A 17,294-nucleotide genomic window follows, 5' to 3' on the forward strand; every position below is an offset into this window, starting at 1 on the left:
CAGCGGCCTCCAGAACCCACCGCGCCAGTGTAAGCCGACTGATCGGCCGCCGTGTACCCCGGACCGACGATCCTGACCGCGAAGTAATGAATAAATTTACGAAAGCGATATGCAGCGCGACTTCGATACCCCACTGCAATTACTTCGACGCCCAATTGCAGGGTGCATCTGCAACACTCACGGTCGCTTTTACTCCCCCGAACCAATGATCTGCTCGATATTGCGCTCAGCCAGCGCGCTGATCGTCAACGACGGGTTCACCGTTCCGGTGCTACCGGGCACCGCCGCCCCGTCCATGACGTACAGGCCCCGATAGCCGACTACCCGGCCGTATCCGTCTGTCGCGCGTCCGATCACCGCGCCACCCAGCGGATGTGAGGTGAACGAGGCGTCCCCGCTCGCGACCGGCGGGCCGATGGGCACGCAGTGGCAGGCCGCGGCGATCTTGTCGTTGACTTCCTGCGCTCGCGCGAGGTAGCCGGCCTGGCCGTTGGGCGGCCACTGCAGGTTCACCCGGCCATCGGCCGGGTTGTAGACGAACCGGCCGCGGGTGTCGTCGAGCACCATGCCCAGCGATGCGAGCGTGCCGACGTCGAACGGCAGCGCGCCGGGGATGAACCAGCTCTCCAGCGACACCGGTGCGCCCGCCTCGTCCAGAATCCGGCTCGTGGACGGCGCGCCTTGGGTGCCCACCTCGAGTGAGGTCAGGGGCCGGGCCAAGCCGACATCGCCGTTGCTGCCCCAGCCCTCGCCGATGTGCTCGTTCAGGTTCGGCAGCGCGCCGGTGTCCCGCGCGCGCACCAGCAGCTCGGAGGTGCCGATCGAGCCCGCACCGAGAAACAGCTTGTCGCAGGTCAGCGTCCGGGTTCGGAGCACCTCGCCGGTAGGTGCCAGTTTGGTCACGCTGACGACATAACGACCCGGCCCGCCCGGTTGGTGCGCGATGGCGTCCACCCGGTGTCCGGGGTAGATCCGGGCACGACCGGTGGCCTCGGCGTAGCGCAAGTAGTTCTGGTTGAGATCGAACTTCGCGCCGTTGGAATTGCCGAGGTTCGAAAAGCCGACCGTCGCCGACGGCAACGACCTTCCGGCCAGCTCGTCGCGGAGGATGTGCCAATTCCACATGCCATCGATGCGCTGCGGCGTATAGCCCGCCGTGCGGACCTGCCCGTCCCAGGCTCGCGCGTGCGCGAACGCGATGGAGTGGTAGATATCGTCGGGTATCGGGCTCGGCCGCAAGGTCTCCCGGACCCTGGGGTAGTAGACATCGCGCATCTCGCGGTAGTCGACCACACCACCGAACACCTGGTCGAAGAACCGCTGCTCCGGTTCGACCATCACTCCGGTGAACACCACCGAGCCGCCGCCGACACACGCACCGCGCCACACGTCGATGCCCGGGTAATCGGTGATGTCGAGGACCCCGCCGAACGGATCGAGCGCGATGGGCCTCCCGGTCACGGCGGTGAAGGCGGTGCGCTGCCAGAAGCCACGGCCGTCCGGAAACGTATCGACGGCGAAGATGTCACGCCAGAGATCATTCGGCCAGCGCGACCCGCGCTCGAGCACGGCGACCTCGGTCCCGGACTGGGCCAGGCGCAGCGCGGCGATCGACGCCCCGAATCCCGATCCGATGACGATCGCGGGCACATGGTCGGCCGGATCCGGCAGCGGCGCGAAGATCTCCGGCACCAGTGCGCGGTACACCAAGGCATGGGGGCCGAGGCCGTAGTCTTGCGCCCACGCCGCGGACGTGCCCGTGGACGTGCCCGTGGTCAGCATCGTCGCCGCCAGGCCGACACCTTTGATGAATCCGCGCCTGTCCATGGTGCACCTCACCTGAGCTGAAGGCTTGCCGATTCAGGCTAGCCGAGAATTAGCCAACCGTGCCTGAGGCGCTCTACCATGGGGAGATCTTGCGTGGGAGGTGACGACGATGTTGACGCGCGCATGGTTTCGGTGGCTGATTGTCCATCGCATGACTCGGACCTATCTCCTGATGGCGTTGCGGCGCGGCGATCCCCTCGCGCAGATCCTGGCCGGACCGGATCGCGGGCGCGGCGCGCCGCGTTCCATCGAGGAGATCCGGCAGCTGGGCCGGATGCCCACCGTCTCGAAGGTGCGCGTGACCGCGGACCACGAAATTTGCAAGCTCATCCTGCGGGACCGTCGCTTCGGCGTGGTCACGCCCAATAATCAAGCCCTGCCGCAGCTGATGCGCTGGGTGTTGACCAAGACGGATCTGGAACTTCCCAACCTCGCCGAACCGCCCTCGATGCTGGTGACCGATCCGCCGGAACACACCGTCTACCGCCGCTTGGTCGGACAGGCCTTCGCGCCGAAGGCGATCGCCAAGCTCAGGGAGCGGGTTGTCGAAGTGACCGATGACCTGCTCGACAGCATGAAATCGACGCCGCGACCGGATCTGATCGACGAGTTCTGCGAGCGGTTGCCCATCGCGATCATCGCCGAGTTGCTCGGGTTGCCCGACGACATGCATTCCACCCTGCTGCGGTGGGGCGACACCGGTGCGCCGCTGCTCGACCGAGGCCTGACCTGGGCCACTTTCCGCCGCGCCGTCGAGGACATGGCCGAGGGGCAGGCGTATTTCGACGAGCAGATCGCCCAGCGCACCGAGGACCCGGGCGACGACGTGCTCAGCACGCTGGTGACCGGTGGCGAGCTCACCCACCGCGAACAGGTCGCCAACGCGGCCCTGCTGCTCGACGCCGGATTCCTGACGACGGTGAACATGCTCGGCAACGGAATCGCCCTGCTGACACGACATCCGGACCAGCTGGAAATGCTGATGGAGCGGCCGGAGCTGTGGCCGGGCGCGGTCGAGGAGATCCTGCGCTACGACGGTCCCATCCGGATCACGGGCCGCATCGCGAGCTCCGACATCGACATCGCCGATCAGCACGTCGAATACGGTTCCTTTGTCCTGCTGTTGCTGGCGGGCGCCAACAAGGACCCCACCGTCTTCGCCGAGCCCGAACGATTCGATGTGACCAGACCCAATGCCGCGGAACATCTCTCGTTCAGCGGCGGGGTGCACAGCTGCCTGGGATCCAGCCTCGCCCGGATGGAAGGCACCATCGCGCTGCGAGCCCTCTTCGAGCGGTACCCCGACCTCCACCTGGACGGCCCACCGATCCCGCGCGGCCTGGTGAACCTGAACAGCTACCGCTCCATGCCCGCCATGCTGCATGCCGCCTAGCGCGCTGCACACAGAATCTCCACAATTGGCGACGCAACCCTCCACACCCGCTCGCTAGGGTCTGACCATGGAATTCAGTGGGGGCGGGTCAGGACAGCCCGCGCGGCGGATCCTCGTCGTCGACGACGAGGTGACGATCGCCGAGTCGGTCGCGGCGCGGTTGCGGGCCGAGGGGTTCGCGGTCGACCTGGCGCACGACGGTCCGGGTGCGGTGGCAGCGGCCGCCGCGGGGGAACCCGATCTGGTGGTGCTCGATGTGATGCTGCCCGGGTTCGACGGGCTCGAGGTGTGCCGGCGCATCCAGGCCGACCGGCATGTCCCGGTGCTCATGCTGACCGCACGCACCGACGAGACCGACCAGTTGATCGGGCTCGGTGTCGGCGCCGACGACTACCTGACGAAACCGTTCTCGATGCGGGTGCTCGCCGCCCGGGTGCACGCCCTGCTGCGGCGGGTCGAGCGGGCCGCCGAGCGCGGTGACAGTGCGATCGTCGTCGGTGATCTGCGCATCGACCTCGACGAGCGGCGCGTCTGGCGCGGCGCCACCGAGGCCAGGCTGACCCCGCTGGAGTTCGATCTACTCACCCGTCTCGCGCAACGGCCGCGGGCGGTGCTGGCCAGGGAGCGGCTGCTCGAGGACATCTGGGATTGGTCGGACGCCTCGGGCACCCGCGCGGTCGACAGTCACATCAAGGCGTTGCGCCGCAAACTCGGCGCCGATCTGATCCGCACCGTGCACGGTGTCGGCTACGCCTTGGACGCGCGATGAGCGAGGTGGCGGGCGAGGCGCCGCGCAGGTTTCTCGATCGGGTCGCCGACCGGATGCCGCGACCGCTGGACCCGCTGCGCTCGATCAAGCTGAAGCTGGCCGTGCTCATGGTCTGTTCCGGTGCGGTGGCGTTCGCCTACTTCTGGTTGCGGATCGGCTGGCTGCCGACGTTCACCACGCTCACCGCGATGATCATCGCGCTGATCACCTCGCAGTTCCTCGCGCACGGCATCACCCGGCCGCTGCGCGAGATGACCGCGGCCGCGCGGCGAATGGCGCACGGCGACTACAGCTTCCGGGTCAGGGCCAGTTCCCGTGACGAGGTGGGTCAGCTGGCGACCGCGTTCAACCAGATGGCGGCGGATCTGGCCGCGGCCGATCGGCAGCGCCGCGACCTCATCGCCAATGTCTCCCACGAACTGCGCACGCCGGTGACAGCGCTGCACGCGGTGCTGGAGAACATCGTCGACGGGATCAGCGAACCCGATCCGGCGACACTGCGCACCGCGCTGGCGCAGACCGAACGGCTCGGCCTGCTCGTGTCCGAGCTGCTCGATCTGTCCAGCATCGAGGCGGGCGCGTTCACGCTGGACCGGGAAGAACTGCCGCTCGCACCGCTGTTGGCGGAGGTGATCGCCGAGGCCGAGGTGATGACGGCCGCGCTCGGTCGCGGTGTCCGCTTCACCACCTCGATCGAACCGGCCGACGCCACCGTGCACGCCGACCGGGCCCGGCTGCACCAGGTGCTGTTCAACCTGCTCGACAATGCCGCCAGGCACGGCCCGGCGGGCGGCGAGGTCCGGGTCTGGGCGCACACCGCGCCGGGGGCGACCGTGCTGGAGATTTCCGACGACGGTCCCGGCATCCCGGAAGCCGACCGCGCCACCGTCTTCGACCGCTTCACCCGGGGCGGCCGCACCGACGGCGGCGGCACCGGCCTCGGCCTCGCCATCGCCCGCTGGGTGATCGACCTGCACGGCGGCACCATCGCCGTCGCCGACCCCGGCTCCCGCATCCGCGTCGTCCTGCCCACCGACTGACCCGACCACTCCCGACACACCCTCCCGGACCTCAGGTCCCGGGACGATCCAGCACACCCATGTGAGGGGACATCATGACCGAAAAGCCCGCCACCCCGCGAACACCCGACGGACCGGAACCAGCAGTCACCGTTACCGAGAAGCCCACCCCCGGCACGATGTCGCCTGCGGGACAGAGCAGTACCGACACACCACAGCCGTGGACCGCGGGCTGGCAGGCCGCCGCCACGATGTCCCCGGTACGCCCCATGCCCCCACTACCTCCGCCACCACCCCCGGCCCCACAGCGCTGGCAGTGTGTCGCCCGACCGGCCGGTGTCCTCCCCGCTGCCGCCGTGGCCGGAATCGTCGGCGCGACAGTGATTCCGGTCGACCGCCCCGGCATCGGCTGGCTCCTGGCCGGCGGCGTCATCGCCGGCGCCCTGTGCGTCGTCGACTACCGCGCCCGCTCCCGCGACACCGTCAGCGGCAATGCAGCGGAACCGGCTGCCGCCACGGGGAACTCGCAGTCAGCCGACAGCACAGCGGCAGGTACGCCCGCCCTCGCGGCGACCGATGCAACGGACTCATCTGCTGTTGAACCGACAGCACCCGACAGCGACGCGCAGACAGCCGTGACGACCGGGACAACAGGTGCGGCCATTGCGGAAGTGCAGGCCGCGGCGCAGAATCCCGCCGACGACACTCAGGATGCCGCGGCGACATCGGCTGTCGAGGGGTCAGCCGATGTCGACGCGGACTGTGTCCCGAGCACGGGCGAAGGCCACGCGTCAGCCCAACTGCCCGCGGCCGGCACTGATCAGCCCACAGGGGGCGACAAGGATTCGACTGCCGCGGCGCCGGGCAGCTCTTCGCCCGCGGACGACGCCACCGACGGTGGCAATGCGCTGAGCGCCGAGCCCGTCACCGCTCGCGATCGCCTGTGGTGGACCATCGCCGCGCTCGTACTGCTCGGGGTCGGCACCGTCCGCGCCGCCGGGTGGTTGTTCGCGCTGTGTGTGCTGGCGGCGTGTGTCGCGGGTTCGCTGGCGGTGCTGGGACGGCGGACGTCGCGGGGCATCGTGCACGACATGGCCGCGGTGCCGTTCGCCTCGTTCGGTGCTGTGCCGTGGGCGTTTTCGGGGTTGCGGGAGGCGCGGCCCGCGGAGCTGTCGAGTGTGCGGCGGTACGGGGTGTCGGTCGCGGCGACGGTGGCGTTGCTGGTGGTGTTCGTGCCGTTGCTGGGTGGGGCGGACGCGACGTTCGCCGACTTGCTGAGCGGGTTGGTGCCCACCGTGGACGCGGCGACCGCCTGGCAGTGGATTCTGTTGTTCGGCGTGGTCGCGGTGGGTGCGCTCGGTGCGCTGTATCTGCTCGCAGGTCCGCCTGCCGCGGCGGCGGCGTCACCGCGGCCCGCGCGATTGTGGTCGCGGAGTGAATGGGTACTGCCGGTCGGTGCGTTGACCGTGCTGTTCGGGGTGTTCGTCGGTGCCCAGTTCGTCGCGCTGTTCGGTGGTAACGACTACGTCCAGCGGACCGCCGGCCTGACCTACGCCGAGTACGCGCGCAGTGGGTTCTGGCAGTTGTCGGCGGTGAGCATCCTGACGCTGGCGGTGATCCTGGCGGTGCTGCGCTGGTCCTCGCACGAGACGGCGGCCGACCGGCGCTGGCTGCGGATTCTGCTGAGCGCGGTGAGCGTGCTGGCGCTGGTGATCGTCGGGTCGGCGCTCGCGCGGATGTGGACCTATCAGCAGGCCTACGGGTTCACGGTGCTGCGACTGCTGGTGGAGGTGTGTGAGCTGTGGGTGGGCGTGGTGTACGTGCTCGTCCTGGTCGCGATCGCCCGGTTGCGGTGGAGCTGGGTGCCACGCGCCGCGGTGGGCACCGCGCTCGGCACGCTCATCGCGCTGGCGATCCTCAACCCGGAACATCTTGTCGCCGAACGGAATATCGATCGCTGGGAGCACGGCAAACGCCTCGACACCGCCTATCTGAGCGACCTCTCCCCCGACATCATTCCCGCGCTGACGCAGCTGCCGCCCGAGCTCCGCACCGAGATCGAGGAGCCCATCCGCGCCGACCTCGACGACGACCACTGGTGGTCCTGGAACTTCTCGCGCAGTTCCGCCCGCTGACCGCTATGACGGCGGGGTGCTCCGGGACAGTCCGCTGGCCCGGAGCACCCGCCGTCCGATGGCGGCGCGGATCGACTCCTCGGTGCCGATGATGCGCACGTGGACCCGGGCACGGGTGATGGCGGTGTAGAGCAATTCCCTGGTCAGCAGCGTGGATTCGGGTTCGGGCAGAACCACCGAGACGGTGTCGTACTGGCTGCCCTGGCTGCGGTGGATGGTCATCGCGAACACGGTGACCACCGCGGGGAACTGGGTCGGGTGCACCAAATACGGTTCGCTGCCGCGTTGCAGGGCCGCGCGCAGGGAACCGTCGGGGCGGCGCACGATCACCCCGGTGTCGCCGTTGTAGATGCGGGCCTCGTGATCGTTGGCGGTGACCAGCAGCGGCTGGCCCGGGTACCAGACCGATTGCGGCCCTTCAGGTCCCGCGCCGCCCGCCGCGGCCCAGTCCGCGGCCATCCGGTCCCAGCGCTCCACACCGAACGGGCCCTGCCGGTGGGCGCACAGCAGTCGATGCGATTCCAGCGCGGCGAGGGCGCCGACCGCGTCGCCGGCGTTGGCGGCCTCGGTGACGGCGAGGGCCGCGGTGGTCACGTCCGCGCGCACCGCGGCGGTGTCGTCGGGCGCGCACAGCGAGACATCGTCACCGCCCGCCCGCAGGATCGCCAGCGCGGCATCCGCGTCACCCGCGCGCACGGCGACGGCCAGGTCCGCGATCCGGCCGCCGAAGCGCCTGCCCCGCGTCAGCCGCACGATGCCACCGCGCAGGCGGCGCTGCTCCAGCGCGGTGAGCGATTCCGTATCCGCTTGCGGCCCGGATAGATTCGCCGATGCGCCCGTCCAGAGCGGCGACTCAGCCGCGCCGTCTTCTGTAAGCTCCGCGCCGAACGTCGAATCGGACTGCAGCAACTCCCGCAGCGCCGGGTTCGGTGCGCCGCCGATCGGCCCGGCGACCAGATCCGCCAGCACCGCACCCGCGTCGACGGAGGCGAGCTGGTCCGGGTCACCCACCAGGACGAGCCGGGTGTCGGGCCGCAATGCGGAGAACAGGTGGCTCATCATCGTCAGCGACACCATGGACGTCTCGTCGACCACCACGACGTCGTAGGGCAGCCGGTTGTGTTCGTGGTGCCGGAACCGCGTGGTGCGTCCGCGCTGCCAGCCGAGCAGGCGGTGCAGGGTCGCGGCGGTCAGCTCGGGCAGACCCAGCTCGGCGGCCTGCTCACGCACCGCTTCCTGGAGTCGCGCGGCCGCCTTGCCGGTCGGCGCGGCCAGCGCGATGCGCAGGGCGGGCAGTTTCGGGGTGGCGCGGCGGTGTGCGGTGAGCAGGGCGAGGATCCGGGCGATCGTGTGGGTCTTGCCGGTGCCGGGGCCACCCGCGACGACGGTGGTCCAGTGGGTAGCGGCGAGCGCGGCGGCCAACCGCTGTCGGTCCGGGCCCTCAGCGAGGGGGTCTGCGAAGAGCCGATCGAGTTCCGCGCGCACCAGTTCGGTGTCGATCGACGGGTGATCGGCACTGCGCTCGGTGAGCACCCGCCGCAGGGTCTGCTCCTGCTGGTAGTACCGGGCGAGGTAGAGCAGCGCGCCACCCTCGGCGTCGGCTTCGACAATCCGCAACGGCCGCAACGGCCCGGCTTGCCCACCGCAGATCAGCGGACTGCGCCGCAATGCGGCAAGCACCCGATCGGTGTCCGGCCACGGTAGTGTCGCCGGGTCGATTCCCGTTGCGGTGTCGCGGGTTTCGTCGGCATCGATGCCGATCTCCCGCATCCGCGCCAGCTCCAGGCACACCGACCCCGACCGCACCGCGCGAACCGCCAGCGCGGCCGCGAACAGCACATCCTCGTCGGCCTCACGACCCATCCGCCCCAGCCGCACCGCGACGTGCACATCGGCGGCGGAGAGCACTCCGGCTTCGTTGAAGACACGCAGGAGCCCAGTTCCCCTCTGCGCCACCTGGATAGACGTCATCGCGCCCCTTCTGCGAGCAGATCCGACAGTGCGACAACGAGTTCGGCGGGAGGATGCCAGTCGAAGATTCCGTGGCCGGGCGGGGTGGCCGCGCCGATCATGCCGCGCACGAACAGGTAGCGGGCACCGCCGAGGTGGCGGGCCGGGTCGTAGCCGGGCAGCCGCCACCGCAGATAGCGGTGCAGCGCAACCGCGTACAGCAGGGCCTGTAGCGGATAGTGGGAGCGGATCATCTCCGTCACCATGTGCTCGCGCCGGTAGTGCTCGACGGTGAGATCACCGGTGCCGAGCCGGTTCGTCTTGTAGTCGACGATGAGGTAGCGGTGCTCACCCGCGGCGTCGGGTACCCGCAGCACGGCGTCGATACTGCCGGTGAGGTAGCCGCGCAGGACGGTGTCCGGGAGCGCCGCCAGGTGGTCGGCGTAGCCGGACAGCACGTCGTCGGCGAGCAGATGGGTGCGGAGCAGGTCGGCGATCGCGTGCATTCCCGCCGACCGGGCGCCGGGGGTGTCACCGCCACCGAGCGGGAGTTCGAATTCCAGCTCGCACAGTCGATCACGGGTCGCGATCGCGGCGAGCGAGCCGAAATCGGCGGGGGTGCGCAGGACTTCGAGGAGCGCGGTGGACAGCAGGTCGACGTCGAGTTCGGCCATGGTGTGCTCGACCGCTGCCACGCAGCGGGTGCGGACCTCGGCGGCGAGGTCGGGCGCCGAGGTGTCGACCATTTCGAGGACGCCGTGCACGAGCGTGCCGAACTCGGCGCCGTAAGGCAGGGCATTCATCAGGGAGGGCGCGCCCGTGCCGCCGGTGGGGGCGTCGACGGGAGCTTCGGCCGGTTCGTCGTCGGGACCAGGGCCGTCCTCCGGCTCTTCCTCGGTGACCCCGGCGATATCGTGGGCGCCTGCCGTGAGCGCGGAGTACGAGGTCCGTCGCCACTGCTGGTCGAGCACTCGCGTGAAACCGGCCGCGGCCAGCTCACCGGTCGGCAGTTCGGTGCGGACCCGCCGTGGCGCGACATCCTCGGGACGGTCGACCGCGGTCACCGAGATCACCTCGGACGCGGGTGCGGCCCACTCGGAGATCCGTTGCATCGCGGCGGTATCCGTGGGGATCTCCGCCCGCCGCGGCACCTGGGCCGACCCGGGCCGTCTACCGAGGATCATCCGGTGCAGAGGCGCGGCGCCGGTGGTCACCGCGGGTGCCCACCAGGCGACGACCTGGCACATGGCGCGGGTCAGCGCGACATACAGCAGTCGCAGCTCCTCCCCCGATTCCTCGGCCTCACAGCGCATCTGGCGTTCGCTGTAGCCGGGCGCCTCCTTGCCGCCGATATCGAGGACGCGGGTGCCGTTGTCGTCGTGGAACAGCAGCGTCGCCGGATAGGGGTTCTTGGCGCTGTCCCAGGCGAAAGGCAGGTAGACGATGGGGAATTCGAGGCCCTTGCTGGCGTGCACGGTCGCGATCTGCACGGCCGCCGCGTCCCGGTCGAGGCGCCTGCTGCGGCCGCTGATGCTGCCCGCCTCCGGGTCGCGCACCCGATCGGCCAGCCAGCGGGTCAGCGCGGTCAGGCCGAGCCCATCGGCGAGGGCGACCTCGTCGAGCAGCTGAGCGATATGGCGCAGGTCGGTCAGTTCGCGTTCGCCGTTGTCCACCGCGAGCAGGCGCGGCGCGAGATCGGTTTCGGTGGCCAGCTTGTCGAAGACCGCGGCGAAGCCCGCGCGGCCGAACAGCCGGGCCGCCTCCCGCAACTGGGTGGAGACCCGGCCGACGAGATCGGCTCCGCCTGCATCGATCTCGGTGACGGTCACGCCCAGGATCGGCGTGCACGCGGCCAGCCGTACCCGGTCGCCGCGATGCGGCTGCTCCAGCGCCCGCAGCACCCACAGCCAATCGGTGGCGGCCACGGTCGCGAAAACGCTGGTGCCACCGGCCAGGACGGACGCGACGCCGACTCGGTCCAGCGCGGCCCGCACCACCTCGATCTGGGTGCGGGTACGCACGAGGACCGCGATATCGCCGGGCCCGATCGGCCTGCGCACCCGCCCGTCACCGATCTCGGTCAGCGAATGATCCGCGCCGCGTTCGGGTTTGGCCTCGATCATCGCCCCGGATTCGAGCAGGGTCACGATGTCGGCGGCCAGGTCGTCGGCCACCTTCGCCCGCTGCCTGCCGACCGAGGGGAACCCCGACCGGTTGCGTGGCCCTGCCCCTGTGCGCGGCAGCACTCGCAGCCGCAACGGCGTGATCACCTCGGGGTGACCGTGCAGCCGGGTCGCGGGCCGGGTCGGCGTGACGGGGTAGACGCTGATCTCGGGGTGGCCCAATTCCGCACCGCCGCACAGATGGTCGACGGCGCGCAGCAGACCCGCGTCGCTGCGCCAGTTGCGGGTGAGTTCGCTGCGCTGTTCGGCGAGGGCGACGGCGTCGAGGTAACTGAGCACCTCCGCACCGCGGAAGGCGTAGATGGCCTGTTTCGGGTCACCGACCAGGACGAGGGTGGCGTGTCCGTGGAAGGCCAGGCGCAGGATGTCCCATTGCAGCGGGTCGGTGTCCTGGAACTCGTCGACCAGCGCCACCCGGTACCGCTGCCGGATCCGCGCGCAGGCCCGCCGGCCGTGCTCGGGGTCGGCGAGAACCTCGTGCAGCAGGACCAGCAGATCGTCGAAATCGCGCAGTCCCGCACGGCGTTTGCGGCGTTCGGTCTCCGCGCGGACCGCCGTCGCGAAGGCGACCCGCTCACCGGCCGCGCCGTCGGACCGTGGCGCGAGGTCGGCGTGCCGGTCTCCTACGGCGGCCAGGGCGAGGGTGTGCGCCTCGCGGAGGGTGAACGGCGCCCGGTCGCGGGCGTAGCGCGCCAGGTAGAGGTCGTCGGCGACGGTGGCGACGAGGTCGTCGACAGATTCCACCAGCCGGGCGCCGGGGTCGTGCTCGCCCGCCAGGCCGAGTTCGTCGAGCATGCGCTGGCAGAACGAGTGCGTGGTGGCGATGGTGCCCGCGTCGAAATCGGCGAGGGCGGTGAGCAATCGGTGCCTGCGCAGCCGCAGCGTCGCGGGGTCGGTGTCGGCCAGTGCGCGCACCAGCTCGTCCGGATGGGCGCGCGCGATGTCCTGGTCGGCCAGGGCGGCGGCGACGGTGACGAAGCGGTCCCTGGTCCGTTCGCGCAGTTCCTGGGTGGCGGCGCGGCTGAAGGTCACCAGCAGCAGTTCGGTGATGCCGATCCCCGCCTCGGCGACATAGCGGACGGCGAGTCCGACGATGGCGTGCGTCTTGCCCGTGCCCGCGCTGGCCTCGAGGACGGTGGTTCCCTCGGGCAGCGCGCCCGCGGCGTCGAAAGCGGCGGGCGCCGACATCGTCCCGGTCATGGCTGCCCCTGACTCTCGGCGGCGAGCAGCGGCGCCCACCAGCGGCGCGCGACCGCGCCGAAGCGGGTGCTCTCCGCCTCGCCCGCCCGCGCGGATTCGGCAGCGAGCTGGGCGAATCGGGGTGCACGACCCCACACGTAGCGCAGGTAGCGGTCGGTGTGGTCGCCGAATTTGTCCGGGCCGTTGGGTCCGCCGTCGAAGGCGTGTTCGGCGGCGAGCAGGGCATCGGCGACGCTGTCACCGCGGAAACGGCGCTCGGCGTAGGCCGCGGTGGCCGCGGGCGCGACCGGCAGTGGTTCACACAGCCCCTCGTCGCGCAGGCGGACCAGGTCGCGCAGCACGGCCAGCGCGGCGGGAGCCTCGGGCGCCACGATCACCGATCGGGCGACCGGCCTGCTGCGGAACTGGCCGCGTCCGGTGCTGATCGCCCGCCACGACCTGTCCTCGGTCGCGGCGAGCGCGAGCAGCGACACCCACGCCGCCAGACGGTGTTTGGGTGCCAGCCGGGAGTAGGTGGTGCGCACCAGGGTCTCGCCACGGACCTCGGGGACGGTGCCTGCCAGGGTGCGGCCGTTGCCGAGATCGATCGCGATGTCGACTGCACGCGGGGACGCTTCGTAGTCGGGCAGTGCGGTGCGCACGAGGGTGTCGACGGTGCCTTCCACCTCGTCGAGCACCGCGGCGCCGAAACCGAACGGCGGCAACGTGCCTCGCCGCCATTCCGCGGCGCGCAGACCGGCGGGGTCGGCGCCGGTCAGCCGTGCGGTCAGCATCCGTTCGCCCAGATCCCATTTCGCCAGGCCGTCGAGTTCGATCGGCAGCTGTTCGGCGATGTCCTCGGCCTCCTCGGGCACCCGCAGCCCGAGCCGCTGCCACAGGAACGCGCGCACCGGATGTTCGGCGAACGAGATCAGTTCCGCCAGTGCGACATCCGCGAGCGGGGCGGGCGGCAACGGCGCGGCCAGCAGCGGCGGACGCGGCTGCGACGGGCGCGCGGCGGCCCGGGCACCGGCCAGGGCGACGGTGTCGAAACTGCGCGGACGGTCGGGGGCGAAATTGCGACGGTCGAAAGACTGCAAGGGGTGCCGGACATGGACCGCGTCCATCGCCGCCCGGCCCACATGGGCGGTGAGGATGTCGAGCAGCTCGGCCACCGGCACCGCGGGTGGGCGCGCGGCGCCGGTCACCGGGTCGGCGCCGGTGTGCAGGATCAGCAGCTTCTCCCCCGCCGCCATGATCGCGTCGAGCAGCAGCTGACGATCCTCGCTGCGGGCATCGCGCTCCCCGACCAGCGGGTCGCGGGCCAGCAGGTCGTCGCCGTCGACGGTGCCGGGGCGGGGGAAGACGTCGTCGTCGAGGCCGAGCAGGAGCACGACCTTGTGCGGCACCGACCGCATCGGGACCAGCGTGCACACGGTGAGTTCGCCGGTGCGGAAGTTGGCCCGCCCAGGCCCGCCCGCCAGGCGCCCGGTCAGCAGCACCGCGACATCGGCCAGCCGCAGCGGGGGGGCACCGGCGTGCTCGGTGGCGGCGACGATCTCGCGGCGCGCCTCGGTCCGGATCCAGGAGTGCGCGTCCGGCACGTCGGTGAGCAGGTCGACCGCGCGCAGCAGCACCGCCGTCCATTCCGCGGCGGGCCGCGGTCCGCGCAGATCGCGCAGGCAGACGGCGAGCCGGTCGACGAATTCGGCGAACCTGCCCGCCAGGTCGACATCGTTGGAGTCGACGTCGTCGAGCGGCAAGGCCAGATCCAGCCAGTCGTCACCGGACTCGTCGGCGGTGACGCCGAGCAGGATCCGGTCGACGGCGGCATTGAGGGTGTTCTGCGCGAAGTCGGCGAGGCCGAACGCCTCGCGCTGGCGCTGCCCGATCCCCCAGCGGGCGCCCGACTCGGCCGCCCACTCGCGCAGCCGCTCGATGTCGTCGTCGTCGAACCCACAGCGGCGGCGCACAGTCTCGCTCGCCGCCAGGTCAAGCACCTGCGTCACAGTGACGCGTCCGTCTGCCAGCTCCAGCAACTCGATGACCACGGCCAGCATCGGGTTGGTGACCGCCCGCCCGCGATCGGCGAGCCGGACCCGCAGCTGATGCGCCGGATGCTCGCCTTCGACGGGCAGATCCACCGCGCCTGCCCCGCGATGTCCGAAGGCGGCCCGCACCAGCGGGGCGTAGGCCTCGACGTCCGGGCACATGATCAGCACGTCACGCGGCTGGAGGGTGGGATCGGCCGAGAAGGTCGTCAGGAGCAGATCGCGCAAAACCTCCACCTGCCGGGCGGGGCCGTGGCAGGCGTGTACCTCGACGGTGCCGTCCGGCACGGCGCCTGCGGCCGGAACCCGGTCGTCGCGGACAGCGGTCTGCACGGCGCCGAGCAAGGTTGTCGCCGCAGACTCTACGGGGAGGTGGATCTCGGTGTGCAGCAACGGGTTCAGACGCTGTTGCAGTTCACGAACGTCTCTGGCCAGTCCGGACAGGAGGGGGTGGCGAACCAGATCGGCGGTGTGGTCGGCCGACCGCGAGACCACACCGCTACGGTCCGGCGCGGGCATGACAGCCACCGGACCGGCTGCCATCGCCTCCGACAGTGCCGTCCACATCGCGGGGCTCGGATGCGCGAGCCACAGGTGGACCTCGCGATGTTCGGCCAGGGCGGTCAGCACGGCCATCTGGTCGGCGGGCAGCCGGGTGAGACCGAACAGGGACAGGCGTCCAGGGAGATCGACGGAATCCGGTTCGGCCCGCAGCCGGGCGCACGCGGCAGCCAGGCGTTCGGCCGGGCTCGGCGAGCCGACGGCCGTGCGCAATGCCCGCCAGAGCAGGGGTTGCCAGGCCAGGTCGTCGGGCACGGTCCCGCCTGCGCCGTCGGTGTCGGCGCCCGCCGCCCAGTCGAGCAGCAGTTGCGGCCGCTGCGCGGCGTAGGAGTCGAACAGGGTCGCGAGGTGCGCGGCGGTGGCATAGCGTCTGCCCACCCGATGCCCGGCACCGGGCAGGCCGAGATGACGCGCCAGAACCGCCGCCCACGGCTGATCCGCGACCTCGTCGATCACCCGGAGCAAGGTCCACACCAGCCGCTGCCCTGCCCACGGATCGTCGGCGGGCGCGATCCCGCTGGCCGCGGCCAGCACCTCGGCCACCAGCGCCGTCGGGGCGGGGAACGCGATATTGGCGGCCACACCGTCCCCCGTGCCCGTCACCCCGAGCACACCGGACAGCCGCTGCGCCAGCCAGCGCTCCACGCCTTTGGCGGGCACCGCGACCACCTCGGTGGTGAACGGGTCGGCCGGGACGGCGCCGAGCACACCCGCGAGTCCGTCGGCCAGCGCGTCGGCGCGTTCGGCGCGATGGAGGTGCAACGGCATCCGTTGTTTATACGCCCAGCGACCGACCCGCAATCGTGCGGCCCCGCCGTCGCCACCGACCAGGGCAAGTGAAATAGGCCACACCGCAACGCGTTACCGGCCGCGCCTGCGCTACCGGGGAAACCGGCCGTGGGATCGTTGTCGTTCGGGTGGGACAGTTCGGCCGCAGGCGAAAGGCTGGTCCGGTTCATGATCGCGCAGGTGATTCCCCTGGTTCCCGGTGGCGGTTTCATCGTCCGCCGCGCAGGCGCCCGCTGGGAGCTGATCAATTCCCGGCGTTACGGGCCGGAGCAGGTGCTGCACTCCTGGCCGCTCGATCAGCACGGCGAAGCGTTCGAACATTGTCATCGGCTCAACGGCTGCCCGATCGCGACGCCGCACGCCGCCCACCACTGAGCGGAAAACCCGTGCGGCGCAACGGCGCTGTCACAAGATCGTGGATTTCTTCGCAAATAGTGCGCTGGGGCGCCGGGTGTGCGAGTGTGGTCCCTCGTGCGTGACCGTTCCCCCTCCACCCGCGTCGTATCCCGGGTCGCAGCAACCGCCTGTCTCCTCGCCGCCGCGGCCGTCCTCACTCCGGGCGTTCCTGTACTGACCGCTCCGGCGCACGCCGCGCCGCCCGCGTTGACCCAGGTGTCGCTACCCGGCTTCGACAACGACATGAGTTCGCGGATCGCGCGGGTGAACTCCTACCTCGCCGGACGCCCTGGCGTCGTCGGCTACGTGCTGCGCGACCGCCAGACCGGCGGGATCTACGCCAACGAGCACGCCGAGAACCAGGTGTGGACCGCGTCGACGATCAAACTCGCCATCGCCGCGGACCTGCTCAACCGGGCCAGGGCCGGCGCCATCGGCCTGTCCCCCGAGGACCGCACCAATATCGAAGCGATGCTGGCCACCTCCAACGATGCCGCCACCAACGTGCTGTGGAACAAGTACATCGGCATCGACCGGATGGCCTACAACAACGCGTTCCGCGCCTACGGCATGGTCAGCCTGATCCCGCAGCCGACCATGTCCGCGATGTTCCCCGACTGGTCGTTCCAGAAGTGCACCGCCGCCGACCTCGACCGGCTGATGAACACCATCCTCGACACCATGCACCCCGACGACCTGGCCTACCTGCTCGACCGGATGCGGTCGGTCGACTCCAACCAGCACTGGGGCGTGTGGGGCGCGGGCTCGCGGATGCGTCCCGGCCTGAAGAACGGCTGGTCGGCCGAGGCCGACGGCTGGGTGGTCAACTCGGTCGGCGTCGCGGGCAACGGTGAGCGCTACACCCTCGCCATCATGAACGCGCTCGGCGCCGAGGGCGGCTACACCGAGGGCGCCGAGACGGACACCAAGGTGGCCGAGCTTCTGCTTGCCGGTCGCTGACCCGTCCCGTCCCGTATTCTCGATCTTGTCAGCCGGTCCGGGCGCCCTGGTGGATCTCACCGCGGCGCCCGGCACCCGGTGA

General features: G+C 70.7%; 10 protein-coding genes. 6 read left to right on the plus strand and 4 right to left on the minus strand.

Annotated features, from left to right (window positions below; all coding sequences use genetic code 11):
• Positions 1-189: 189 nt before the first annotated feature.
• Entirely contained in the window at positions 190-1,827 is a 1,638-nt protein-coding gene (locus ACWF9G_RS14420; RefSeq protein WP_452515668.1) for a GMC oxidoreductase, read from the minus strand.
• Positions 1,828-1,978: 151 nt separating this feature from the next.
• On the opposite strand from ACWF9G_RS14420, the gene ACWF9G_RS14425 reads away from it, so the two are divergent.
• From ACWF9G_RS14425 to ACWF9G_RS14440, 4 genes are all read left to right on the plus strand, one after another.
• Positions 1,979-3,220 carry a cytochrome P450 gene (locus ACWF9G_RS14425; RefSeq protein ID WP_452515670.1) on the plus strand — a complete coding sequence of 414 codons (1,242 nt, stop codon included), beginning with the start codon at positions 1,979-1,981 and terminating at the stop codon, positions 3,218-3,220.
• A 67-nt stretch (positions 3,221-3,287) separates the two neighbouring features.
• Positions 3,288-3,989 (plus strand): response regulator, encoded by a 702-nt coding sequence (locus ACWF9G_RS14430; protein ID WP_379309531.1) that lies wholly within the window; start codon positions 3,288-3,290, stop codon positions 3,987-3,989.
• Positions 3,986-5,029 (plus strand): HAMP domain-containing sensor histidine kinase, encoded by a 1,044-nt coding sequence (locus ACWF9G_RS14435; protein ID WP_452515672.1) that lies wholly within the window; start codon positions 3,986-3,988, stop codon positions 5,027-5,029. Before ACWF9G_RS14430 ends, ACWF9G_RS14435 begins: the two co-directional genes overlap by 4 nt.
• A 74-nt stretch (positions 5,030-5,103) precedes the next feature.
• Entirely contained in the window at positions 5,104-7,143 is a 2,040-nt protein-coding gene (locus tag ACWF9G_RS14440) for a DUF4153 domain-containing protein (protein WP_452515674.1), read from the plus strand.
• 3 nt (positions 7,144-7,146) lie between these two features.
• Here the strand turns inward: ACWF9G_RS14440 and recD are convergent, their stop codons facing one another.
• From recD to recC, 3 genes are read right to left on the minus strand one after another with little or no spacing between them, the layout of a single operon-like run.
• Positions 7,147-9,114, minus strand: coding sequence for an exodeoxyribonuclease V subunit alpha (recD, locus tag ACWF9G_RS14445; RefSeq protein WP_452515676.1), 1,968 nt, complete (start codon positions 9,112-9,114; stop codon positions 7,147-7,149).
• Positions 9,111-12,476: a UvrD-helicase domain-containing protein gene (locus ACWF9G_RS14450; RefSeq protein ID WP_452515678.1), complete on the minus strand. Its 3,366-nt coding sequence runs from the start codon at positions 12,474-12,476 to the stop codon at positions 9,111-9,113. Before ACWF9G_RS14450 ends, recD begins: the two co-directional genes overlap by 4 nt.
• Positions 12,473-15,835, minus strand: coding sequence for an exodeoxyribonuclease V subunit gamma (gene recC / locus ACWF9G_RS14455; protein ID WP_452515680.1), 3,363 nt, complete (start codon positions 15,833-15,835; stop codon positions 12,473-12,475). Before recC ends, ACWF9G_RS14450 begins: the two co-directional genes overlap by 4 nt.
• 129 nt (positions 15,836-15,964) lie before the next feature.
• Here recC and ACWF9G_RS14460 point away from each other — a divergent pair, with 129 nt between their 5' ends.
• Both ACWF9G_RS14460 and ACWF9G_RS14465 read left to right on the plus strand, forming a co-directional pair.
• A complete protein-coding gene (locus tag ACWF9G_RS14460; RefSeq protein ID WP_378848373.1) occupies positions 15,965-16,231 on the plus strand; it encodes a hypothetical protein in 267 nt (88 codons plus the stop codon).
• Positions 16,232-16,315: 84 nt separating this feature from the next.
• Positions 16,316-17,212: a serine hydrolase gene (locus ACWF9G_RS14465; protein WP_379311078.1), complete on the plus strand. Its 897-nt coding sequence runs from the start codon at positions 16,316-16,318 to the stop codon at positions 17,210-17,212.
• Positions 17,213-17,294 lie beyond the last annotated feature (82 nt).

Source organism: Nocardia sp. NPDC055029 (assembly GCF_053608525.1).